This window comes from Phascolarctobacterium succinatutens CAG:287 (assembly GCF_000434895.1).
Taxonomy (GTDB): domain Bacteria; phylum Bacillota; class Negativicutes; order Acidaminococcales; family Acidaminococcaceae; genus Phascolarctobacterium_A; species Phascolarctobacterium_A succinatutens_A.
The window spans coordinates 1-22,384 of sequence record NZ_FR892822.1; the positions used below are offsets into that span (position 1 = coordinate 1).

Consider the following 22,384-nt stretch of genomic DNA (forward strand, 5'->3'; position numbering starts at 1 on the left):
GGGAATGCTAAACCGCACCTCGCGCGGACGTATGGCAACACGCGAAACCTATAGATATCTGGGAATGCCATTTCCCGAAAATCAGTAAAGCAGCTTAGCTGCTCAGGAGGAAAAATGAAATTATTATTACACGCCTGCTGCGGTCCCTGTGCCTGCTACCCTACGGAGCAGCTGACGGCGGCGGGTACAGATTTTGATATTTTGTTTTTTAATCCTAACATTCATCCGTACAAGGAGTTCAAGCACAGGCTGAGCACCCTGCGGGAGTTTTGTGAGAAGAAACGCTACAATCTTATTATCGACAAAAGCTATCCTATCGAGGAATGCATCCGCGGTATGCTGGCAGAGCCTACCGTGCGCTGCGCCTTCTGCTACCGTATGCGCCTGCGCTACGCAGCGCAGTTTGCCAAAGAAAACGGCTACGATGCCTTTTCTACTACACTGCTTGTCAGTCCGTACCAAAAGCACGAGCTGATTAAAAAAGAGGCAGAGGCGGCAGCAGCGGAGTTCGGTATTCCGTTCTATTACGATGATTTCCGCGTCGGTTATCAGCGCGGTGTGGATATCAGCCTGGAGCTGGGGCTGTATCGCCAGCAGTACTGCGGCTGTGTCTTCAGCGAGCGTGACCGCTACGAAATCCGCAAAAAGCCCAAGGCGGAAGCAACGCAGGATAAGTTTGTGGTTGTAAGCAAAAATATTAAAATGGTGAACAGATAATTAGAGTTTATAGCAAGACGCAGAAAAGCCTCTCCTAGGGGAGAGGTGGCATCGCGAAGCGATGACGGAGAGTGGAAATGACTAGACTGCAGACCCCTCTCAGTCACCCTATCGGGTGACAGCTCCCCCCTAGGGGAGCCTCTCTTGCTATACGGACAATTCACATTGTCCCCTTAATGGGAGCTTTTCAATGTTTACTGCTCTTCTTCTTAAACTTAGTAAATCGAGGAAAAGTATATGCTTAGAAAATTACTGATACTGGCTGTATTGTTATTTACTTTTATATTTGCTTCTGCTGCGGCTGCCGCCGAGCAAATCCGCATAGGAATTGTGGTGGGGCAGGCAACGGCAGAGCTGAGCTGTGAGGATGAATTCACAGTGCGTGACAGCTATGGCAAAACGACTACGATGCCCAAGGGAAAATATTTCATCCATGCGCAGCAGGGAAAGCTTTTCTTTGATGATAACAATGTATTTGGTAATGAAGCGTTTGTTGCTGCGGCGGCAGGCAAAAGCTCACCGCAAATCAATAAACGCAGTTATAAAGGGGATTTTCAACTGCAGGCCGAGCAGGGCGATAAGCTGCTGGTAGTCAACAGACTGCCGCTGGAGGATTATCTGGCGAGCGTACTGCCGGCTAAAACGATGTCCGTATGGCCTGATGAGGTTATCAAGGCGCAGGCGGTTGCTGCCCGCAGCTACGCTATGTATAAAATGCAGCAGAGCAAAAATGCTTATGCTTTACTGGCAACAGATAAGGAGCTGCCTTACGAGGGCACAGGCAAGCGCATTGAAAAGGATGCTGTGACGAAGCTGATTCAGGCGACGAAGGGGCAGTATCTTGCTGATGCTTACGGCAGTGCCATCGAAGCAGTCACTACCTCGAGCACTGGCGGCAGAACCGAAAGTGCTTTAAATCTTTGGGGAACTCCCGTCAGCTATCTGCAGTCGGTAGAGGATTACGACAGTGACAGCCCTGAATATACCTGGGAACGCCGCGTGACACCGGCGCTTTTGGAAGGCTTGCTGGCGCAGCGTGGCTATGCTGCGGGCAAGCTGACGAGCATACGTCTGTCACCGCTCGATGATGCAGGTGTTGACAGAACGCCCACGGGACGGGTAAAATATATTATCCTCTCCGGTGAAGCTGCCACTGTAAAAATCAGCGGCGATGAGCTGGTGGAGCTGCTGGGATTAAACAGCGCTCTGTTTGAGCTGGAAACCGGTACGCCGGTACCGGAAACGCTCAAGGTTCCTATTGAAGATTATTATGGTATGGAAATTGGCAGCAAGGATATAGGCATTAAGGTCAATGAGTCGAAAAAGCCCGTCTGGAAAAATTTAGTCCGTAGCTACCATTTATTGGGCGGAGGCAAGGAAGAAAAAATTATTTTCCGCGGCAAGGGAAAAGGCTCCGGCCTCGGTTTGAGTGCCTGGGGTGCGCGCGGTATGGCTAACGCCGATGCCAAGACAACCTATAAAACGATTCTGGCACACTATTATCCTGGAGCTAAGCTTGTCCGTTAGCAGGAAGCTATGTCCTGTAATATATAAGAAAAGAGAGAAATTCACATGTTAGTAACTGATTTTGATTATGAGCTGCCACAGGAGCTGATTGCTCAGCATCCTATGGAGCCACGTGACCATTCGCGTTTGTTGGTGGTTGACAAAAAGACTGGTGAAATTGAGCACAAGCATTTTTATGACCTGGTAAATTATCTTAAGCCCGGTGACGTGCTGGTGTTTAATGATACCCGCGTTATTCCGGCGCGCCTGCACGGCACGAAGGATACCGGCGCTCATGTCGAGGTATTTCTGCTGACCCGCAGAGATGCAACCGACTGGGAGGTTCTGGTGCGCCCCGGCAAAAAGCTGCAGGTTGGTGCCAAGATTAACTTCAGCGATGAATTGAGCTGCGAGGTTATCGAGCACACCGACTTTGGCGGACGCGTAGTTCGCTTCAAGTATGACGGTATCTTCGAAGAAATTCTTGATCGTCTGGGTGAAACTCCTCTGCCGCCGTATATCACGGCACCGCTGGAGGACAAGGAGCGTTATCAGACTGTTTATAACCGTGAGCGCGGCAGTGCTGCCGCTCCGACTGCAGGCCTGCACTTTACTAAGGAGCTGCTGCAGAAAATCAAGGAAATCGGCTGCGAAGAGGTTTTTGTAACGCTGCATGTAGGTCTTGGTACCTTCCGCCCCGTAAGCGAGGCGAAGATTGAGGACCATAAGATGCATAAGGAGTTCTACACAGTATCGCAGGAAGCAGCGGATGCAGTAAACAAGGCGAAGGCCGAAGGACGCCGTATCATTGCGGTTGGCACCACGGCAGTACGCACTCTGGAGGCTGCAGGTGCCGACGGTCAGCTGCACGCCGGCAGCAGCTGGACGAATATCTTCATTTACCCCGGTTACAAATTCCGTCTGGTGGATGACCTTGTAACCAATTTCCATCTGCCGCAGAGCACGCTGCTGATGCTGGTAAGCACTCTGTCTACCCGTGAGATTATGCTGCAGACCTACAAGAAGGCGGTTGAAGAAAAATATCGCTTCTTCTCCTTTGGCGATGCCATGTTTATTACAGACCTCAATAAATAAGACTTTTTGCCTTCGCCGCAAAGCCGAAGGCGCTGATAAATATTTTTAGGAGTTGCATATGACTAAACACGCAGTAACCTACGAATTAATTAAAGAATGTCCGCGCAGCGGTGCGCGTCTTGGCCGCTTGCATACGCCGCATGGTACGTTTGAAACTCCGATGTTTATGCCTGTAGGCACACAGGCAACAGTAAAAACTCTGGCACCGGAAGAGCTGTACGATATGGGCAGCCAGGTTATTTTGTCGAATACCTATCATCTGTTTTTGCGTCCCGGTCACGAGCTGGTGCGCAAGGCAGGCGGTCTGCATAAGTTTATGAACTATAAACGCGGTATGCTTACCGACAGCGGCGGCTTCCAGGTATTCAGCCTGGGTGCTATGCGCAAAATTACCGAAGAGGGCGTAATGTTCCGTTCGCATATCGACGGCAGCAAGCAGTTCCTTTCTCCGGAGGTTTCTACTCAGGTGCAGGAGGCATTGGGCGCAGATATCGCAATGGCCTTTGATGAATGTATTCCGTATCCCGCCGATTTTGATTATGCCAAGCGTTCTACCGAGCGTACCACACGTTGGGCTAAGCGCTGTCTGGAAACGCATACGCGTGAGGACCAGTCTATGTTCGGTATCGTGCAGGGCGGTATGTATCCCGAGCTGCGCCGCATGAGCGTGCAGCAGCTGACGGAGCTTGATTTCGCCGGCTACGGTATCGGCGGTCTGTCCGTAGGCGAGCCGAAGCCGATGATGTATGATATTCTTTCGCAAACCACCGAGCTGATGCCGAAGGATAAGGCACGTTATCTGATGGGCGTAGGCACTGCTGACTGCATTGTAGAGGCTGTAAACCTGGGCGTTGATATGTTTGACTGTGTATTCCCGACACGTGTTGCCAGAAACGGCACCGCTATGACGCACACAGGCCGTCTGGTAGTACGCAACGCAACCTACGCAGAGGATTTCCGTCCGATTGAGGAAGGCTGCGACTGCTATGCCTGCCGTAACTTCAGCCGTGCTTATATCCGCCATCTGTTCAAGGCAGAGGAGATTTTCGGCCTGAGATTGCTGTCCATTCACAATCTGCATTTCCTGCTGCATTTCGCCAAGGAAATCCGTGAGGCAATCGCTAATGACTGCTTCCCTGAGTTCCGCGAAAGATTCTTAGAAAATTATCGTTGATAACAAGGATTTTTCCGATTTACAGAGAATATATAAAAGTGGTATAAATAAACCAAACTATTGCATACTAAAAGGTTTGCAAGAGGAGCCTGCAAATATGTCCGAATTTGCGGGAAGTGATAAAATGTGGAGGTGTTCAATATGCAAGGTGGAGATACAATGGCTTTGCTCAATTCTCTCTGGCCCTTTGTTTTAATGGGCGGCATATTCTATTTCATGCTGTGGAAACCCCAAAAAAGAGAGCAGCAGAAAAGACAGGATTTGTTAAACAGCCTGAAGGAAGGCGACGAAATCATTACCATTGGCGGTATCTATGGTAAGATTACTGCTATTTCCGAAAAACGCGTTAAGGTAGAGATTGCCGAGGGCGTAGTAATCGAAATGGCACGCAACGCTATCAGCGGCTTCCAAAACCCCGCTAAAAATGCCTGATGGTGATTGCAGAAGAAAAAGTTGAGCTGCGCAAGTATTTTAAAAGGCTGCGGTCGCAACTGACCGCAGAGCAGGCTGCCTCCGGCAGTCTGCTGACTGCCCGTCAGATACTGGCCTGTGATGCATATCGCAAAGCGAACTGCATCATGGGCTATTTGGCTTTTGGCAATGAGCTGACTGTAGACCTGGTGCTGCAGCAGGCGCTGGCCGATGGCAAGACTGTTGCCGTGCCGCTGGTGCAATCTGCTACGGAGATGGCTCCTGTTCAGATGGAGAACATGCTGAACTTTGAACTTGACCGTTACGGCATCCGCAGCGTCCGCCAACCGGCGAAGCTGCTGCAGCCGCAGCAGCTTGACCTCGTACTGGTGCCCGGAGTGGCCTTCGGCCGCGACGGCAGCAGATTGGGGATGGGCGCGGGCTATTATGACCGTTTTCTGCCGCAGGCGGAAAACGCATTGCTCATGGGCATCGCTTACGATGCTTTTATTCAGCCGAATCTGCCACGGGATGAATTTGATGTGCTTGTACAGCTTTTAGCAAGTGAAAGCGGGATTACCACTCTCAGTCCGCTTAGCTTATAAATTAAATCCAGTTAATCCAAAAAAATCTTAAGGAGGAAGTTATTTTGCGTTGGAATGAATTCGGGAAATTTCTGATTGTCGCTTTGGCGATTATCGGCGGTTTCTGCGTATACATCTCGCCTCTGGCTAATTCCATTAAACAGGGCTTGGATCTGCAAGGTGGTACTCATGTAGTTTTACAGGCTGTGGATACGCCGGAACTTAAGGTTGACGACGACGCTGTCAACCGCAGTGTAAAGGTTATTGAGCGTCGTGTCAATGAGTTGGGCCTGACAGAGCCTGTTATTCAGCGCCAGGGCAAAGACCGTATTATTGTTGAGCTGCCGGGCGTAAAGGACCCTGAAAAAGCTATTTCTATGCTGGGCCGTACCGCTATGCTGCAGTTCAAGGATGAAAGCGGCAAGGTTGTTCTTACAGGCAGTGACCTGAAGGACGCTAAGGCACAGGTTTCCCAAGGCAATCAGGCTGTAGTAGGCCTGGAATTTAATGATGAAGGCGGCAAAAAATTTGCTGACCTTACTGCCCGCAATGTAGGCAAAAAAATCGCTATCGAGCTTGACGGCCAGGTGCTGACCGCTCCTGTAGTACAGGAAGCTATCACCGGCGGCCATGCACAGATTTCCGGCTCCCGCAATGTTGAAGAAGCCGAGCATCTGGCAATCCTGCTGCGTAGCGGCAGTCTGCCGGTTAAAATCGAAGTTATGGAAAACCGTACCGTTGGTCCTACCCTCGGTCAGGATTCCAAGGACAAGAGCGTTAAGGCCTTCAGCATCGGTATTATCGGCGTATTTGTATTTATGCTGCTGTTCTACCGTCTGGCAGGCGTAGTTGCGGACATTGCTCTGCTGCTGTACGTAATGCTGCTGCTGCTGGTAATGCGTTATCTGGGTGCAACACTGACACTGCCCGGTATCGCAGGTATTATCCTGTCTGTCGGCATGGCGGTTGACGCCAACGTACTGATTTTCGAACGCTTCAAGGAAGAAGTTAAGCGCGGCAAAACTCTGCGCAGTGCGATGGATTCCGGCTTTGGCCGTGCTATCGTAACCATCCTTGACTCCAACCTTACTACTATCATGGCTGCAGCCGTACTGTTCTACCTGGGCACCGGTCCTATCAAGGGCTTTGCTGTTACCCTGGCACTTGGTACCTTGCTGAGTATGTTTACCGCAGTAACCGTTACCAAATTCCTGCTGCGCTTCTTGATTTACAGTAACATCACCAAGAGTCCCTTCCTTTTTGGTGCAAGAGCACCGAAAGCAAAAGAGGAGGTGGCTAAATAATGAAGTTATCTATCGTTAAGCGTTATAAAATTTTCTTCGCTATTACCATCACCTTCCTGATTATCGGTATCGGCTCCATGCTTTTCAAGGGCTTTAACCTGGGCATTGATTTTACCGGCGGCAGTATCATGGATTTGGAATTCAAAAATCCTGTTACCGTTTCTCAGGTACGTGAGGTGCTTAAAGAAAAGAATCTGGGCAATGCTATTATCCAGCTGGAAAGCAGCGACAGCAATGCCAAGAGCTCTAAGGGCGTGCTGATTCGTACCGGCGTTATTAGCGACGAGCAGCGTCAGCAGGTAATGACCGACCTTAAGAGCAAGGTTGGTGACTTTGCTATCCAGCGTGTTGAAAACGTTGGTGCTACCGTCGGCAGCGAGCTGATTCAACAGGCTGTTATGGCGATTGTGCTTTCCTGGTTCCTGATGATTGCTTATATCACCATCCGTTTTGAATTCCGCTTTGCTCTGGCAGCGATTGTCGCTTTGATTATCGACGTAATGGTAACCCTGAGCTATTTCTCCCTCTTCCATATGGAACTGGATTCCTCCTTCGTTGCAGCTTTGCTGACGGTTGTAGGTTATTCTGTCAACGGTACCATCGTTATCTTCGACCGTATCCGTGAAAACCTGAAAATCCATCGCCGCAGCGAAAGCATGACGGAAATGGTAGACAACAGTATCTGGCAGACCATGGGACGCAGTATCTATACTGTAGGTACCTCTCTGTTTGCTGTTGTAGCTATCTTCATCTGGGGCGGTGAAACTATCCGCAATTTCTCCTTTGCTATGCTGGTAGGCTTCTCCAGTGGTGCTTATACCTCAACCTTCCTCGCAGGTCCGTTATGGATGATGCTGCGTAAGCTGAAACCCGGCAGAGATTAAAATTAAAACTTATAGCCTGTGTGCATTCGGGAAAATGAATGCCGCAGGCTATTTTTTCTTGTTTTTACTACTGAAAAAGGCTACAATAGAAGGCGTAATGATAAGTTGTTAACCAGCATGGCTGTCGCTTTTTAGCATATAGCAAGCACAGCACTTTACATAATCTTTAGCCATAAGCAGGGAGAAGTACAATGATTTATATATTGAAATTTATTGCAGCCTTTTTGCTGCCACCGGGTTTATTTGTTTTGCTTGGAGTAATCTTGAGTATTTATTTGTGGCGGAAGCGCCAACATTTCGGCTGCTTAGCTTTTAGCTTAAGCGCTTTTTTGACGCTGCTGTTGTATTTCAGCTCTACCTTATTGGGAGCCAAGCTTTTGGGGCAGCCGTTGGAGAACCGTTACAGCCAGCAGCAGCCTGCTGCTGCGCAGGTGATAGTTGTTCTGGGCGGCGGCAGTGTTGGTTCCGTACCGGATGGCACTGAGCGCGGCGGCCTGATGTCCGCCGGAGCGGCGCGCCTGCTGACGGCAGCGCGCTTGGCGAAGCAGCATTCGCTGCCGGTGCTCATCAGCGGTGGGCAGGTGTTCAGCGATGGCGCAAGCGAGGCGCTGGTCGCCGAGCGGATTCTGTTACAGCTGGGGCTCCCGCAGGAGCAGATTATCGTCGAGACGCAGGCCAGGACAACGAAAGAAAATGCTGCCTATTCTGCTGCACTCTGCCGTGAACGCGGCTACAACAACGTGCTGCTGTTGACAAGTGCGCTGCATATGCCTCGCAGCATGCAGTTCTTTGAGCGTTATTTAGGCGGGCAGGGCATTAAGGTTGCCGCCTATCCCTGCGATTATACGCTCAATCCGCAGGGCAAGTTTAATCCGCGCTGGCTGGTGCCGCAGCTGCAGGCATTTGATATAACCTGTATGGCATTACACGAATATGTGGGGATGGCAGGTGCTTTTTTACAGCACTGATTTGCAGCGGCAAGCTGCAAGCAGCCGGTGAATTTGCATATTTTCCGCCTTTTTTGTATAATAAGTAACAGATAGAAACAAATATTATTTTTGGGTGAGGTATATTATGAAAAAAATTATGTTCTTAGTTTGCCTGCTGCTGTGTCTGCTGCTTGCCGGCTGCGGACCGCAGGAAAAGAATACCGCCGACAGCGGTAAGGTTTTGTACACGGTGACGGATGCAACCGGCACCAAGCTGAGCTTCAGCGAAAAGCCGCAGCGCATTGTGAGCCTGAACGTATCTGCCGATGAAATTTTGCTGGATATGGTTGACAGTAAGCGCTTGGCAGCTTTGTCGCTGCTGGCTGACGATTCCGGTATCTGCAGTGCCGGTGACAAGGTCAAATCCGTCAAGGGCAGAGCGCAGGGCAGCAATCTGGAAAGCGTGTTGGCCATGCAGCCCGATCTTGTTATTATCCCGGATTATACCGTGGAGCCGATTCAGGGACTGCGCAGTGCCGGACTCAAGGTTTATGTGTGCCATACGCCGAACAATGTGCAGGATATTTTTAAGTTTATCAAGGAAATCGGCTCTGCCGTAGGCGAGGAAGCCAAGGGCGAGGAGATGGCCAAAAACATGGAAGCACAGCTGGAGGCGGTGCGTAAGCAGGCGCTGCAGGCTGCAGGCGATAAGCCGCTTAATGTACTGGCGCTGTCCTTTACCGGACCGCTGGGCATGAGGGGTACCTTCAGCGGCCTGTGCTATTATGCAGGCGTACATAACGCGCTGGACGGCATGGATATTCCGTATCAGGGGAACCTGTCGGAGGAAAAAATGCTGGAGCTTAATCCGGAGCTGATTATTACGCCGAGCTGGGATTACAGTAAAAAGGGCGATCCGGAACAATTCCGTCAGCGTATTTTACAAAATCCGGCCTATAAAAACATTAAGGCTGTAAAAGACGGCCGCGTACAAAGCCTGCATGATAATTATTTATACAGTACTTCGCAATATACTGTTAAGGCTGTGCAGGAGCTGGCACATGCCGCTTACGGAATTTAGTTAGGAGATGCACTGGCAATGAGATTGCTCAAAACAATTGGTCTGACGCTTTTATTGGCAGCAGGAATGCAGCTGTGCGCTGCTGCCGAGGAGCAGGAAGCTTTTTATACGGGTGAAAAAATCAAAGGCTATGACAAGGGCAGCTTTGTGGTTCTGGAAGAGGATGATATTAATTTTCGCAGTGCCGCCGAGGATGGCAATGTTTTAAAGGTGCTGCCGCATCATTCACTGCTGCGTGTTATCCGCCAAAACGGTGACTGGCTGGAGGCCGAATCGGACGGTGTGGACGGCTTTATCTATGCGCCCTATACTGTTGCAGGTAATAGGGATGAGCTGACACAGGATGATTTTGCTCTGGGATACGCTGCTCTTGGACAGCAGTTTGATGAACAGGAGGCTAAGGAGCGCTTAGGTGCCGTCAAGCAGGAGAAAGTAGATAAAAAGCGTAAGCAGATAAACTATACATTTGAGGGCGCCGTAATCAGTGTTGCCCGCAAAAAAAAGGCTGTGGAGGCAATCCGCGTAGTCGATCCCCAATATATTACAATGCGCGGCGTAAGTATCGGTGACAGTGCCGGCAGAGCTGTAGGACAGTACGGCTTGCCCGATGCGGTTGTTTATGCTGCCGATAATACGACCTACGAATATTTTTGGCAGGATGACAAGGAGCAGCCGCTGCGTTTTGCGCTGGAGGTTGATAAGCAGAGCCGCGTGACAGCCTTTATTCTGGAGAAGCTGAAGGAAAAATAGTAGTCTGTTGTCAGTCTTTGCGGACTAAATACAATCAGGCCTTAAATGAGCATGTATACACTAAAAATCCTGCTTTATAAGCAGGATTTTTTTGTATGCTGGCAGAATTATAACAGTTATAATATATTAAAATTTATACTACTAAAGGAGTTGAGCTGAATGCCTTTTTTAATCTTAGTTATAATTATATGTATGATAGTAGCATTGTTTGCCGTACAGAATGCGGTAGCAGTATCCTTGAACTTTGTTTTCTGGAGCTTCAGCGCCTCACTGGTGCTGGTAATCCTCGGAGCGTTTTTGATGGGCGTGCTGGTTGCCACCTGCTTCTTGCTGACGATGAAGGCCAAGCATTATCTGAAGGATAAAAAAATGCGTGAGGAAATACAGCAGCTGCAGGCAGAAAACAAACGTCTGCAGGAGCGCGTTGCTATGCTGCAGCACACCCAGCTGCTGCATAACGAGGCAGCACAGGCCGAGGCTTCCAGGCAGGCAGAGCCGGCTGCAGCGGAAAAGACTGCTGCCGAGAGCGGTAGCCGCCAATGATGCACAAGGAACGAATTTGGGATATAAAAGAATATAACAGTCAGATGGCAGACTATTTGGCGGAGGAGCTGAATATTTCGCCGATGGTCACAGGTATTTTGCTGGAGCGCGGTCTGCAGGATGCAGCTTCGATGCGTGATTTTCTCTACGGCAGCGCTACGCCCTTTCATGATCCGTTTTTGCTGAAGGATATGCAGCGCTCGGTTGAGCGTATAGAGCGGGCCTTGGCGGCAGGCGAGCAGATTACGGTTTACGGCGACTATGATGTGGACGGAATCAGTGCCTCCTCCTTGTTGTATCTTTATCTGAAGCAGCGCGGCGGCAGGGTTGCTACCTACATTCCGCAGCGCAAAAGCGAGGGCTACGGACTGAATGACGAAGCTTTGAAAAATATTGCGGAAAAGGGTACCACGCTGGTTATTACCGTGGACTGCGGCATTAGCGGTCTGCGCGAGGTAGCCAATGCGCCGAAATCTTTGGATATCATCATTACGGACCACCATACGGTGCCGGAGGTTCTGCCTCCTGCCTACGCAATTATCAACGCCAAGCAGCGAGACTGCGGCTATCCGTTTAAGGATTTGAGCGGCGTGGGCATTGCCTTCAAGCTGTGTCAGGCGCTGGAGCAGCGCGAGCCGGGCAGGCTGCCGGAGTGGCAGGGGCTTACAGAGCTGGCGGCGCTTGGAACGGTGGCGGATATTGTGCCGCTGGTCGGCGAAAACCGCGAGCTGGTGCGCCGTGGCCTGAAGGCAATGGAAACAACGAAGCTGGTGGGATTGCGTGCTTTGATTAAGGCCAGCGGCTGTCCGGAAACGGGCATTGCTTCCGATAACATCGGCTTTGGCCTGGCACCGCGTCTGAACGCTGTGGGTAGGCTGGAGCATGCGCAGCTGGCGGTGGAGCTTTTGGTAACTGACGATAGCGTTAAGGCGGAGAAAATCGCCGCCGAGCTTAACCGTGAAAACACACTGCGTCAGGAAATCAGCCGTCAGATTATGGAAGAGGCGGAAGCACAGCTGGCGCAGGAAAAGCATATAGATACGGCAATCGTGCTTGCTTCCGAAGGCTGGCATCAGGGCGTTATCGGTATCGTGGCTTCACGCCTGGTAGACAAATACCACCTGCCGACGATTCTGATAAGCCTGAACAACGGCGTTGCCAAGGGCAGCTGTCGCAGTATTCCGGCGCTCAATCTTTACGAGGCGATAGATGCCGAACGTGATTTGCTGACGCAGTACGGCGGTCATCATCAGGCAGCGGGCCTCACGCTGCCGGCAGAGCTGCTGCCGGAATTTACGCGCCGCTTCCGCGAATATGTTGCGCAAAAGCTGCGTCCGGAGGATTATCTGCCGCATCAGGCGATTGACTGTGTGCTGAGCGGCAGCAGCGAAATCAGCATCAGGGATTTGGAGCAGCTGGCGCTCTTGGAGCCCTGCGGCTGCGAAAACCAGGCACCTGTATTTGCCTTCCGTCAGGCGCTGCTGCACAATCAGCGCGCTATGGGCAAGGAGCGCAATCATCTGCAGTTTGTGCTGGATAAGGGCTATAATTCCTATCGTTGCCTGATGTGGAATAATGCGGATTTGCTGCCGTATATGTTTGAAAATATGGTGGCTGATGTTGCCTTTCAGCCGAAAATAAATGTCTGGAATAACGAAACGAGCGTGCAGCTGCAGGCCGTAAGCATTCATCAGCAGGTGACGCTGGGGGATATGCGTCAGGCTGCCGATGATAAATGGCGTCTGCTGCTGGGCTTGGCCAAGGTGCATAACAAGGTGCTTGCTTATACCGAAGATAAGCAGTCGCTGCCCGCCGAGGTGCTGCAGACTGCGGGGGATTATCTGGAGCTGGCTTCTTATGAGGAGGCTGCCGGGATGAGCAAGGAAAGGCTGCAGCAGGCCGAAGAAATAGTGCTGTTGGATTTGCCTGCTTATCCGCTGGCGGATATTATGCGCAGATTGCGGCAGCAGGGAGCAAAACATGTAACGCTGCTCTTTAATCAGCCGGATTTGCAGGGGCGCTTGCAGCGCCTGGCTTTGACGCATCCGGACAGGGAAGCGATGATGCAGGCCTATAAGCTGGTGATGAATGCACTTAAAATGCGGACAACTGTGAGCGTCAAAGAGCTTTTGTCTGCTCATGCGGAACAAATAAGTGAACAAGCTGTAAAAATTATGGAAGAGCTTGGCTTTATCCGCTATAATAATGGTATAATAGAAAAAGCTGCTATTAAACGCTGCTCGCTGGAGGATGCACCCCTATATGTAACCCTGCAGCATGAAAGAGAGCGTTTGGAGCACATTTATAAAGAAAATTACCGCCTGAGTCAGCACGAGCTGTTGCGCTGCTGATGAAGTGCAGATGGGAGTGGGGAGAATGCCCTCAACAAACGCAATAACTAATATTACTGATATAGATGAATTGTTTGCGCGTATAGAAGAATATCTTACGCCGGAGCAGGTAGCTTTTGTCCGTAAGGCCTATGAGCTGGCAGCCAAGGCGCATGCTGCGCAGACACGTAAATCCGGTGAACCGTATATTATCCATCCGATTGGTGTTGTCAGCATCCTTGTGGGATTGCAGATGGATGACAAAACACTGGCTGCTGCCTTTCTGCATGATGTAGTAGAGGATACAGATTACAAGCTGGACTATATCAAAGAGCAGTTCGGCACCGTGGTAGCAAATCTGGTAGACGGTGTTACCAAGCTTGGTAAAATCGAATATATTTCCAAGGAAGACCGCCAGATTGAAAACTATCGCAAAATGTTTTTGGCGATGGCACGCGATATCCGTGTTGTACTGATTAAGCTGGCTGACCGTCTGCATAATATGCGCACGATGAAGTATATGCCTGTGCATAAGCAGCAGTCTATTTCCCGGGAAACATTGGAAATTTATGCGCCGCTGGCTCATCGTCTTGGTATCTATACCATTAAATGGGAGCTGGAGGATCTGGCCTTCCGTTATATGGAGCCGGATATTTATTATGACTTGGTAGAGCAGGTAAAAATTAAACGCCGTGAGCGCGAGGATATGATTAACGAGGCTATGATAACGTTGAAGGACGCTGTCGAGAAGGCTGGTATCCGCTGCGAAATTCAGGGCAGACCGAAAAACTTTTACAGCATTCATAAGAAAATGTTGCGTGACCACAAGCAGCTGAGCGAGATTTATGATCTGCTGGCTATCCGTGTGCTGGTAGACACCGTTAAGGACTGCTATGGCACGCTGGGTATCGTACACAGCATGTGGCGTCCTATTCCGGGCCGCTTCAAGGACTATGTAGCGGTGCCGAAATCCAATATGTATCAGTCCTTGCATACGACTGTGCTTTCCAATGGCGGTCAGCCGCTGGAAATCCAAATTCGCACTTTTGAAATGCACCGCATCAGCGAATACGGTATCGCTGCGCACTGGCGCTATAAGGAAAGCGGTGGCAGCAAGCCTGCAGCCGGCGGTGACAAGGGCTTTGATGCCAAGCTGAGCTGGCTGCGTCAGCTGCTGGAATGGCACAAGGATATGAATGATTCGCGCGACTTTGTCAACACGGTCAAGATGGATATCTTTGCCGATGAGGTCTTTGTCTTTACGCCGCGCGGTGATGTTATCGACCTGCCTGTAGGCAGTGTGCCGATTGACTTCGCTTACCGCATTCATACGGATGTAGGCAACCGCTGCGTAGGTGCCAAGGTCAACGGACGCATTGTACCGCTTGACTACCAGCTGAAGAACGGCGATATCGTAGAGGTTATCACCTCCAAGCAGTCCAACGGACCGAGCCGTGACTGGATTAATGTTGTCGGCTCTTCCGATACGCGCAACAAAATCAAAAGCTGGTTCAAGAAGGAGCGCCGTGAGGAAAATATCGTCAAGGGCCGTGAAATGCTGGAGCGTGAGGTTAAACGCCTCGGCTACGAGCCTAAGGTGCTGATGTCTCCGGAAAAACTGAAGGAAGCAGGCAACAAAATCCGCATCGATACAGATGAAAATCTGCTGGCAACACTGGGCTACGGCGGTGTTACACTGAACACTGTTATGTCCAAGCTGGTGGAAATCTATAAAAAAGAGCAGAAGCTGGAAACCACCAAGGACCTGGCGCAGGTACTGGCAGAGCTGAAGCCGCGCAAGTCTAAGGCTAAGGCCAGCCACGGCATTCTCGTTAAGGGCGAAGAAGGCATCATGGTTAAGCTGGCGCGCTGCTGCAACCCGATTCCCGGCGATCCGGTTATCGGTTATATTACGCGTGGCAGCGGTATTTCCGTACACCGTGCGGACTGCCCTAATATCCTGACCAATAATCCCGAGGAGCAGCGTCGCTTAATTGAGGTTGCCTGGGATGTAGGCATTGATGATGTCTATAAGGTTAACATCGTGATTACGTCCGTAGACAGAACCGGACTGATGAGCGATATTATGAATGTGACTAGCGAAACGAAGATTAATATTTTCTCGCTGGCATGTCATACAGATAAGAATAAAATTGCTACCATGCACATGGGACTTGATATCATGAGCCTGGAGCAGCTGGAATATTTTATGAACCGTATCCGCCGCATGAAGGGTGTTTATTCTGTTGAACGCCTGATTTCTACGGCGAACGGCAGCGGAGGCAAGAAGAAATGAGAGCAGTTGTGCAGCGTGTAGACCGCGCCAGTGTTACTGTAGATGAAAAGATTACCGGCGAGGTACAGAAGGGCCTTCTGGTGCTTCTTGGTGTGGCCGAGGGCGATACCGATAAGGATCTGGCCTATATTATCGACAAGGTGTGCGGCATGCGCATTTTTGAGGATGAGGCGGGCAAGATGAACCTGTCGGTGAAGGATGTAGGCGGTGCGATTTTGGCGGTTTCCCAGTTTACCCTGTGCGGTGACTGCCGCCACGGCAAACGCCCGTCCTTTACGGCTGCTGCAGCGCCTGATGTGGCCAACGCTTACTATGAGCGTTTTGTCGAAGGCTGCCGCAAGGCAGGCCTGCCGGTAGAAACTGGCATCTTTCGCGCGCATATGCTGGTAGAGCTCGTGAACAACGGTCCGGTAACTATTTTGCTGGACAGCACGAAGCTGTTATAATTATATTGTGCATAGATTTATTAACGGAGGTTGAAGAATGAAGATTTATCATGTTGAAGCAGGTATGCTTGCTACCAACTGTTATTTTGCCGTAAATGAAGCTATCGGTGAAGGCGTTATTTTTGATCCGGGCGGAGATTACCCGACCATTAAGAGAATGATTGAGCAGACTAAGGCTAAGGTTGTAGCTATTGTGCTTACACACGGTCACAGCGACCACATCGGTGCGCTGGCAGAGCTGCGTAAGGCTACAGGTGCGCCGGTGTATATCGGCGAGGATGATGCTGACTGCCTGACACAGCCGAACAGAAACCTGTCCTTCTTTATCGGTGAAGAATTGAAAAATGAGCCTGCGGACCACCTTGTACATGACGGGGATGTGCTGGAGCTGGCAGGCATGAAGTTTGAAGCCTTTGCTACGCCGGGACATACCAAAGGCGGCTTCTGTTATTACTACGCGCCGGGCAAGGTAGTTTTTGCCGGTGATACTATTTTCTGCGAATCTATTGGACGCACCGATTTGCCGGGAGGCAGCTATCGCGCACTCATCCAGTCCATCAAAACAAAGCTGATGGTGCTTGATGATGACGTTAAGCTGCTGCCGGGCCACGGACCTACTACTACCGTGGGCTGGGAGCATCGCAGGAATCCTTTCCTGCAATAAAACATCATGCTGAAATATTGGCCTCAAATACGTAAAAGCACCTTCTTTAAGCTGGGTGTTGTTACGGCAATCTCTTATGTTTTATATTTAATGGCAGGCTTTCTGCTGCCGCTGCTGCTGGCAGTAGGCCTGGCCTTCGCACTTTATCCCTTGGTTAATGCTATCGCGCAGGTGCGCATGGCGCACGGCATGATTAAGCTGTCGCGCGTAGTGGCGATTATCCTGGCATTGCTGGCCTTTTGTATCTTTATTTTTATGATTATCGGCTTCATCATTCTGCCGCTCTTCGGGCAGATGAACGAGTTCCTGCAAAAGCTGCCGGCATTGGCTGCCAAATCCAATATCCAGGATTTGGACAGCATGCTTAAGGACCCGTCTACCATTCCGCTTTTGCCGTCCGATTTCAATATGCTGGTCAACGGTCTGCTGAACTGGGCGATGGGCTTTGTAGGAACGGTGCTGCGTAATCTTGTCCAGTCCAGTCTGGGGATTGTGCAAAGTCTGATAGGCATGATTATCGTGCCTTTTCTTGCCTTTTATTTTCTTAAGGACTGGCGTGAGCTGCGTTCGATGGTGATTAATCTGTTCAACTACGATGCGCAGGACAAAGCGGCGGAGGTTGTGGACGAAATCGGCAGAACCATGAGCGCCTATGTGCGCGGTATGGGCAAGCTGAGCCTGATTTCCGGCTTCGTTATTACCATCGGCACGGCTTTTTTGGGTATTGACTTTCCGTTGGTGCTCGGCTTTTGGGCCATCCTTGCCGAAACGGTACCGGTAGTCGGTCCGCTGATGGGCGCTGTGCCTGCTGTGTTTATTGCTTACGGTCAGGCGCCGGAGGCTGCCTTCCATGTAGCGCTTTTTTATCTGGTATATTATCAGATGGATGCCAATTTTATTATGCCTAAACTTATGGGACAGAAGATTGATTTGCATCCTGTAGTTTTGATTATCAGCCTGCTCATCGGTGCTAAGCTGTTCGGTATTCTCGGTATGGTCTTTGCCGTGCCGGTAGCAGCAATCTACAGAGTGCTGTACAAGCAGCTGTGGCATGCCGGTGAAGGACGGGAGAATTAAATGCGGTTTTTTTGCTTACACAATACATTGGAGCTTGATGCTGCGCGGCCTGTGAGCGACATGGCCGCATTTTTTGACTATCAGCCGGCACCGTCAGTCGTGCTTACGCTGACGCTTGCGCGTGAGCGCGGCTGCGTCAGCGCCTGCCTGCAAGGTGCGGAGCAAAGCTTTACAGCGAGCGAGCCTTGCAGCGAAGCTGCGGCGAGCGGTGAGATAACACGCTGCGTGAAGCTTGTCGTGCTGAAGGTTTTTGCCGAGCTTACCGGTCTGCAGCCTAAGCTGCCGTGGGGCATTCTCACAGGCGTGCGCCCGACGAAGCTGGCGCATAAGCTGTTGGACAGCGGTGTGGCAGCTGCGGCATTGCCGGAATATCTGAGCGAAAATTATTTGCTGCCAATGGCGCAGGGAAAGCTGCTTACGGATATTGCTCTGAAGCAGAAGCATATTCTCAGCGACAGTACGCGCCTTACGGATACCGGTATTTATATCGGCGTGCCGTATTGTCCTTCGCGCTGCAGCTATTGCTCGTTCCCGGCGGGAATTGTGCCGCAGAACGAAGAATCTCAGCAAAACTTTGTAAATATGATTGAACAAGACCTGCAAAATGTGGTACAATTAACAGGTATGCATAGCTTGCGTGTAAAATCACTTTATATTGGCGGTGGCACACCCACGAGCCTGAGTGATAAGGTATTTGCACGTCTGCTGCAGGCAGTGGAACGAAAACTGCTGCAAAGCAACTGCGAAGGCTTGCAGCATCTGCGCGAGTTCACGGTAGAGGCCGGTCGCCCGGACTGCTTCAGTGCGGCTAAATTGGCGGCGATGGAGGCGGCGGGAGTGAACCGCATCAGCGTCAATCCGCAGAGCTTCCATGATAAAACGCTGCAGCTGATTGGCAGGCGCCATAGCGTCAGGGATTTTTACAATGCCTATGAGCTTGTGCGCAAAAGCCAGATTCCTGTTGTGAATGTGGATCTGATTATCGGTCTTCCGCAGGAAACGGAGCAGGAGATAGCATATTCTCTGGAGCAGGCAGTGAAGCTGGCACCGGAGAACTTGACAGTGCATACGCTTACGCTGAAGCGCAGTGCGCCGCTCTTTCAGAAGCAGGAGCAGGCAGTGCTGACTACGCAGGCAGCGGAAAAAATGGTGCAGCGGGCTGCTGAGATGGCTGCTGCGATAGGGTTAGAGCCTTACTATCTGTACCGCCAGCATTATATGCTGGGGCATCTGGCGAACATCGGTTATGCCAAGCCCGGTACGGAAAGTATCTATAATATCCAGATGATGGAGGAACGTCATCCGGTGATTGGTGTGGGACCTGCATCTGCCAGCAAGGTGCCTTTGCCTGACGGACACCATCTGCATAAACTGAATATGCCGAAAAATGTGGCAGTGTATGGGGCGCGCCTGCAGGAGCTGGCAGAGCGTCGCCGTGACTTGTTTAATATAGAAGGCACAGACCTGTAAATGGGTATGAGTGCCGTTAGGAGAGGATAGACTATGCTGACAACAGCACCCAGAGGTACGAAGGATATTATGCCTTCCGACGTTAACGCATGGCGTTATCTGGAAGAAACCATGCGCAAGATTTGCGCGCAATATGGCTACAAAGAAATCAGAACTCCTGTGTTTGAGCATACAGAGCTGTTCCAACGCGGTATCGGTGATACCACCGACGTAGTTGAAAAGGAAATGTATACCTTTACCGACCGCGGTAACCGCAGCATTACTCTGCGTCCGGAAAACACCGCCAGTGCTGTCCGCGCTTACGTTGAGCATAAGCTGAGCAAGGATGACGCTGCCACGAAGTTCTATTACATCGGACCTATGTTCCGTTATGACCGTCCGCAGGCGGGCCGTCTGCGTGAGTTCCACCAGTTCGGTGTAGAAGCTCTGGGCGTAACCGGTCCGAATGTCGATGCGGAAATCATTCTGCTGGCTGTGCAGGTACTGCAGAGCCTTGGCCTGAAGGATTTGAAGCTGAAAATCAATTCCGTAGGCTGCCCCAAATGCCGTCCGCAGCACAGAGAAAAGCTGCAGGCTTTCTTCAAGCCTAACTTTGACGAGCTGTGCAAGGATTGCCAAGGCCGCTTCGACCGCAATCCGCTGCGTCTTTTGGACTGCAAAAATCCGCACTGCCATGAGCTGGGCGAGGGCGCACCGAGCCTGGAGGAATGCCTGTGCGATGAGTGCAAGGAACACTTTGAGGGCCTGAAGCAGCTGCTGACCGCTGCAGGTGTTGAATATGAGGTTGACCACAATCTTGTGCGCGGCCTTGATTATTATACAAAAACTGCTTTTGAAATCCAGTACGCTCCGCTGGGCGCACAAAGCGCTGTTTGCGGCGGCGGCCGTTACGACGGACTGGTACAGGAAATCAGCGGTGATGAAGCCCGCCCCGGCATCGGCTTTGCTATGGGTATGGAGCGCGTGCTGCTGGCTCTGGAGAAGCAGAATCTGCTGCCCAAATTTGATGAAAGCATAGACGCATATGTTGTCTGCCCCAAGCAGGAAAACTTTGCGCTGGCTTTCAAAACCGCCATCGAGCTGCGTCGCAACGGCTTTAAGGTTGAATACGACTTTAACGGCCGCAGCATGAAGTCCCAGATGAAGCAGGCCAACAAATTCCAGGCTAAGCAAGTGTTAATATTTGGCGAGGATGAGCTCAGCCGTAATGCCGTTACTGTGCGTAACATGGCAACAAGCGAGCAACATGAAATCGCTGTTAATGATATTATTAGTTATTTCAATACTTTATAAGTAGAGGTGCTAAAGATGATTAATGAAAAACGCAGCCATCATTGTGGTGTGCTGACTAAGGAGCAAGCCGGCGAACAGGTTGTACTGTGCGGCTGGGTTGCTAAACGACGTGACCACGGCGGATTGATTTTTATCGATTTGCGTGACCGCAGCGGTATCGTGCAGGTTGTTGCCGATCCCGAAAGCGCAGGCAGCAGCTTCAAAACTGCCGAGGACATCCGTAACGAATATGTTATCAAAGTAATTGGTAATGTACGTCTGCGTGATGAGGACACCATCAACGAAAACATTCCTACCGGTACTATCGAAGTACTGGCACATGATATCGAAGTGCTGAACGGTGCTAAAACTCCTCCGTTCTACATTAAAGACGGCATTGACACCGATGAAAACCTGCGTCTGAAATACCGTTATCTGGACCTGCGCCGTCCGGAAATGCAACGCAATCTGATTCTGCGTCACAAAGTTGCTAAGCTGATGCGCGACTATCTTGATGATAACCATTTCCTCGAGATTGAAACTCCGATGCTGTGCAAATCCACTCCGGAGGGTGCTCGTGACTACCTCGTTCCGAGCCGTGTAAACCCTGGCAAGTTCTATGCACTGCCGCAATCTCCGCAAATCTTCAAACAGCTGCTGATGGTAGCCGGTATGGAGCGTTATTTCCAAATCGCACGTTGCTTCCGTGATGAGGACCTGCGTGCCGACCGTCAGCCGGAATTCACCCAGCTGGACATGGAAATGTCCTTCATGGAAGTTGATGAAATCCTGGAGCTGATGGAAGGCTTAATCCACCACATCTTCAAGGGTGCTCTGGGCAAGGATATCCAGATTCCTTTCCAACGTCTGACCTGGGACGATGCTATGGATCGTTTCGGCAGCGATAAACCGGACCTGCGCTTCGGCATGGAGCTGAAAAATGTCAGCGAAGCTGTTCAAGGCTGCACCTTCCAGGTATTCAACAATGTTATCGCTAACGGCGGTCAGGTAAAATGCATTAACGTAAAAGGCTATGCAGATATTCCGCGTCGTCAGCTGGATGAGCTCGTTAAATTCTGCGGCATCTACGGTGCTAAGGGTATGGCTTGGCTGCAATTCCCGGCAGAAGGCGGCGTAAAATCCTCTATCGCTAAATTCTTCAGCGATGAAAACATCGAAGCAATCAAAAAAGCTGCTGAAGTTGAAGCAGGCGACCTGCTGCTCTTCGTTGCTGATAAACCGTCCGTAGTTGCTGCTTCTCTGGGCGCACTGCGTATCGAAATGGCTAAACGTCGTGGTCTGATTGATCCGGATAAGCTGGCCTTCACCTGGGTAGTTGACTTCCCGATGTTCGAGTACAACGAGGAAGAAAAACGTTATGTTGCAATGCACCATCCGTTCACCGCTCCGCGTGACGAGGACCTGCCGCTGCTGCTGACCAATCCCGGCAAGGTATATGCTAAGGCTTATGATATGGTTCTGAACGGCACCGAAATCGGCGGCGGTTCCATCCGTATCCATCGCCGCGACGTACAGAAGAAGGTATTCGAAGCTATCGGCCTGTCCGATGAGGAAGCACAAGAGAAGTTTGGCTTCATGATGAACGCATTCGAATACGGTGCTCCGCCACACGGTGGTCTGGCATTCGGTCTTGACCGTCTGATCATGATTATGGCTCAGCGCGATTCTATCCGCGACGTAATTGCTTTCCCGAAAACTCAGAGCGCGTCCGATCTGATGACTCAGGCTCCTAACGATGTTGATGAAAAACAGCTGCGTGAGCTGCACATCAAGACCAGCCTGCTGATGAAGAAGGACAAAGAAGACAAATAAGCACTTTAGCCTGCTTCT

20 protein-coding genes are annotated in these 22,384 nt (G+C 50.8%); all 20 read left to right on the plus strand.

The features are described 5' to 3' along the window. Positions 1-114 precede the first annotated feature (114 nt). The 20 genes from BN587_RS10160 to aspS all read left to right on the plus strand — a co-directional run bounded on the left by BN587_RS10160 (position 115) and on the right by aspS (position 22,366). The gene (locus tag BN587_RS10160; protein WP_021721030.1) at positions 115-717 is read left to right on the plus strand and encodes an epoxyqueuosine reductase QueH; all 603 of its coding nucleotides are present in this window, start codon (positions 115-117) and stop codon (positions 715-717) included. Between the two features lie 237 nt (positions 718-954). Continuing rightward, positions 955-2,244, plus strand: coding sequence for a SpoIID/LytB domain-containing protein (locus BN587_RS10165; RefSeq protein WP_021721031.1), 1,290 nt, complete (start codon positions 955-957; stop codon positions 2,242-2,244). Positions 2,245-2,289: 45 nt separating this feature from the next. Further along, positions 2,290-3,318 (plus strand): tRNA preQ1(34) S-adenosylmethionine ribosyltransferase-isomerase QueA, encoded by a 1,029-nt coding sequence (gene queA, locus BN587_RS10170; RefSeq protein ID WP_021721032.1) that lies wholly within the window; start codon positions 2,290-2,292, stop codon positions 3,316-3,318. 58 nt (positions 3,319-3,376) lie between these two features. After that, a complete protein-coding gene (gene tgt, locus BN587_RS10175) occupies positions 3,377-4,492 on the plus strand; it encodes a tRNA guanosine(34) transglycosylase Tgt (protein ID WP_021721033.1) in 1,116 nt (371 codons plus the stop codon). A 141-nt stretch (positions 4,493-4,633) separates the two neighbouring features. Beyond that, entirely contained in the window at positions 4,634-4,924 is a 291-nt protein-coding gene (gene yajC, locus BN587_RS10180) for a preprotein translocase subunit YajC (protein WP_021721034.1), read from the plus strand. Next, a complete protein-coding gene (locus BN587_RS10185; protein WP_021721035.1) occupies positions 4,924-5,508 on the plus strand; it encodes a 5-formyltetrahydrofolate cyclo-ligase in 585 nt (194 codons plus the stop codon). The genes yajC and BN587_RS10185 overlap by 1 nt, the downstream gene beginning before the upstream one ends. 44 nt (positions 5,509-5,552) lie before the next feature. Further along, the gene (gene secD / locus BN587_RS10190; RefSeq protein WP_021721036.1) at positions 5,553-6,791 is read left to right on the plus strand and encodes a protein translocase subunit SecD; all 1,239 of its coding nucleotides are present in this window, start codon (positions 5,553-5,555) and stop codon (positions 6,789-6,791) included. Continuing rightward, positions 6,791-7,675 carry a protein translocase subunit SecF gene (gene secF, locus BN587_RS10195; protein ID WP_021721037.1) on the plus strand — a complete coding sequence of 295 codons (885 nt, stop codon included), beginning with the start codon at positions 6,791-6,793 and terminating at the stop codon, positions 7,673-7,675. The genes secD and secF overlap by 1 nt, the downstream gene beginning before the upstream one ends. Positions 7,676-7,866: 191 nt before the next feature. Next, the gene (locus tag BN587_RS10200) at positions 7,867-8,643 is read left to right on the plus strand and encodes a YdcF family protein (RefSeq protein WP_021721038.1); all 777 of its coding nucleotides are present in this window, start codon (positions 7,867-7,869) and stop codon (positions 8,641-8,643) included. Between the two features lie 106 nt (positions 8,644-8,749). Then, a complete protein-coding gene (locus BN587_RS10205; protein ID WP_021721039.1) occupies positions 8,750-9,685 on the plus strand; it encodes an ABC transporter substrate-binding protein in 936 nt (311 codons plus the stop codon). 18 nt (positions 9,686-9,703) lie between these two features. Further along, the gene (locus tag BN587_RS10210; RefSeq protein ID WP_021721040.1) at positions 9,704-10,435 is read left to right on the plus strand and encodes a hypothetical protein; all 732 of its coding nucleotides are present in this window, start codon (positions 9,704-9,706) and stop codon (positions 10,433-10,435) included. Positions 10,436-10,594: 159 nt separating this feature from the next. Then, positions 10,595-10,978 carry a LapA family protein gene (locus tag BN587_RS10215; RefSeq protein WP_021721041.1) on the plus strand — a complete coding sequence of 128 codons (384 nt, stop codon included), beginning with the start codon at positions 10,595-10,597 and terminating at the stop codon, positions 10,976-10,978. Next, on the plus strand, positions 10,975-13,329 hold the full coding sequence (gene recJ, locus BN587_RS10220) for a single-stranded-DNA-specific exonuclease RecJ (RefSeq protein ID WP_021721042.1): 2,355 nt from the start codon (positions 10,975-10,977) through the stop codon (positions 13,327-13,329). The genes BN587_RS10215 and recJ overlap by 4 nt, the downstream gene beginning before the upstream one ends. Before the next feature lie 25 nt (positions 13,330-13,354). Then, the gene (locus BN587_RS10225) at positions 13,355-15,604 is read left to right on the plus strand and encodes a RelA/SpoT family protein (protein WP_021721043.1); all 2,250 of its coding nucleotides are present in this window, start codon (positions 13,355-13,357) and stop codon (positions 15,602-15,604) included. Next, on the plus strand, positions 15,601-16,050 hold the full coding sequence (dtd, locus tag BN587_RS10230; protein ID WP_021721044.1) for a D-aminoacyl-tRNA deacylase: 450 nt from the start codon (positions 15,601-15,603) through the stop codon (positions 16,048-16,050). Before BN587_RS10225 ends, dtd begins: the two co-directional genes overlap by 4 nt. Positions 16,051-16,087: 37 nt before the next feature. Beyond that, complete coding sequence (locus tag BN587_RS10235) at positions 16,088-16,714, plus strand: MBL fold metallo-hydrolase (protein ID WP_021721045.1); 627 nt, start codon at positions 16,088-16,090, stop codon at positions 16,712-16,714. Positions 16,715-16,720: 6 nt separating this feature from the next. Next, positions 16,721-17,791 carry an AI-2E family transporter gene (locus BN587_RS10240; RefSeq protein ID WP_021721046.1) on the plus strand — a complete coding sequence of 357 codons (1,071 nt, stop codon included), beginning with the start codon at positions 16,721-16,723 and terminating at the stop codon, positions 17,789-17,791. Beyond that, a complete protein-coding gene (gene hemZ / locus BN587_RS10245) occupies positions 17,792-19,261 on the plus strand; it encodes a coproporphyrinogen dehydrogenase HemZ (RefSeq protein ID WP_021721047.1) in 1,470 nt (489 codons plus the stop codon). 33 nt (positions 19,262-19,294) lie between these two features. Beyond that, positions 19,295-20,554, plus strand: coding sequence for a histidine--tRNA ligase (gene hisS, locus BN587_RS10250; protein WP_021721048.1), 1,260 nt, complete (start codon positions 19,295-19,297; stop codon positions 20,552-20,554). Positions 20,555-20,569: 15 nt separating this feature from the next. Beyond that, entirely contained in the window at positions 20,570-22,366 is a 1,797-nt protein-coding gene (aspS, locus tag BN587_RS10255) for an aspartate--tRNA ligase (protein ID WP_009146276.1), read from the plus strand. Positions 22,367-22,384 lie beyond the last annotated feature (18 nt).

What these genes read in the sequence shown, in the direction of transcription:
- BN587_RS10200 (WP_021721038.1), top strand. Translation starts at nt 7,867, where the DNA reads ATGATTTATATATTGAAATTTATTGCAGCCTTTTTGCTGCCACCGGGT.
- BN587_RS10185 (WP_021721035.1), top strand. Translation starts at nt 4,924, where the DNA reads ATGGTGATTGCAGAAGAAAAAGTTGAGCTGCGCAAGTATTTTAAAAGG.
- BN587_RS10205 (WP_021721039.1), top strand. Translation starts at nt 8,750, where the DNA reads ATGAAAAAAATTATGTTCTTAGTTTGCCTGCTGCTGTGTCTGCTGCTT.
- BN587_RS10235 (WP_021721045.1), top strand. Translation starts at nt 16,088, where the DNA reads ATGAAGATTTATCATGTTGAAGCAGGTATGCTTGCTACCAACTGTTAT.
- aspS (WP_009146276.1), top strand. Translation starts at nt 20,570, where the DNA reads ATGATTAATGAAAAACGCAGCCATCATTGTGGTGTGCTGACTAAGGAG.
- dtd (WP_021721044.1), top strand. Translation starts at nt 15,601, where the DNA reads ATGAGAGCAGTTGTGCAGCGTGTAGACCGCGCCAGTGTTACTGTAGAT.
- yajC (WP_021721034.1), top strand. Translation starts at nt 4,634, where the DNA reads ATGCAAGGTGGAGATACAATGGCTTTGCTCAATTCTCTCTGGCCCTTT.
- secF (WP_021721037.1), top strand. Translation starts at nt 6,791, where the DNA reads ATGAAGTTATCTATCGTTAAGCGTTATAAAATTTTCTTCGCTATTACC.
- recJ (WP_021721042.1), top strand. Translation starts at nt 10,975, where the DNA reads ATGATGCACAAGGAACGAATTTGGGATATAAAAGAATATAACAGTCAG.
- queA (WP_021721032.1), top strand. Translation starts at nt 2,290, where the DNA reads ATGTTAGTAACTGATTTTGATTATGAGCTGCCACAGGAGCTGATTGCT.
- BN587_RS10165 (WP_021721031.1), top strand. Translation starts at nt 955, where the DNA reads ATGCTTAGAAAATTACTGATACTGGCTGTATTGTTATTTACTTTTATA.
- BN587_RS10210 (WP_021721040.1), top strand. Translation starts at nt 9,704, where the DNA reads ATGAGATTGCTCAAAACAATTGGTCTGACGCTTTTATTGGCAGCAGGA.
- tgt (WP_021721033.1), top strand. Translation starts at nt 3,377, where the DNA reads ATGACTAAACACGCAGTAACCTACGAATTAATTAAAGAATGTCCGCGC.
- hisS (WP_021721048.1), top strand. Translation starts at nt 19,295, where the DNA reads ATGCTGACAACAGCACCCAGAGGTACGAAGGATATTATGCCTTCCGAC.
- BN587_RS10215 (WP_021721041.1), top strand. Translation starts at nt 10,595, where the DNA reads ATGCCTTTTTTAATCTTAGTTATAATTATATGTATGATAGTAGCATTG.
- BN587_RS10160 (WP_021721030.1), top strand. Translation starts at nt 115, where the DNA reads ATGAAATTATTATTACACGCCTGCTGCGGTCCCTGTGCCTGCTACCCT.
- BN587_RS10240 (WP_021721046.1), top strand. Translation starts at nt 16,721, where the DNA reads ATGCTGAAATATTGGCCTCAAATACGTAAAAGCACCTTCTTTAAGCTG.
- hemZ (WP_021721047.1), top strand. Translation starts at nt 17,792, where the DNA reads ATGCGGTTTTTTTGCTTACACAATACATTGGAGCTTGATGCTGCGCGG.
- BN587_RS10225 (WP_021721043.1), top strand. Translation starts at nt 13,355, where the DNA reads ATGCCCTCAACAAACGCAATAACTAATATTACTGATATAGATGAATTG.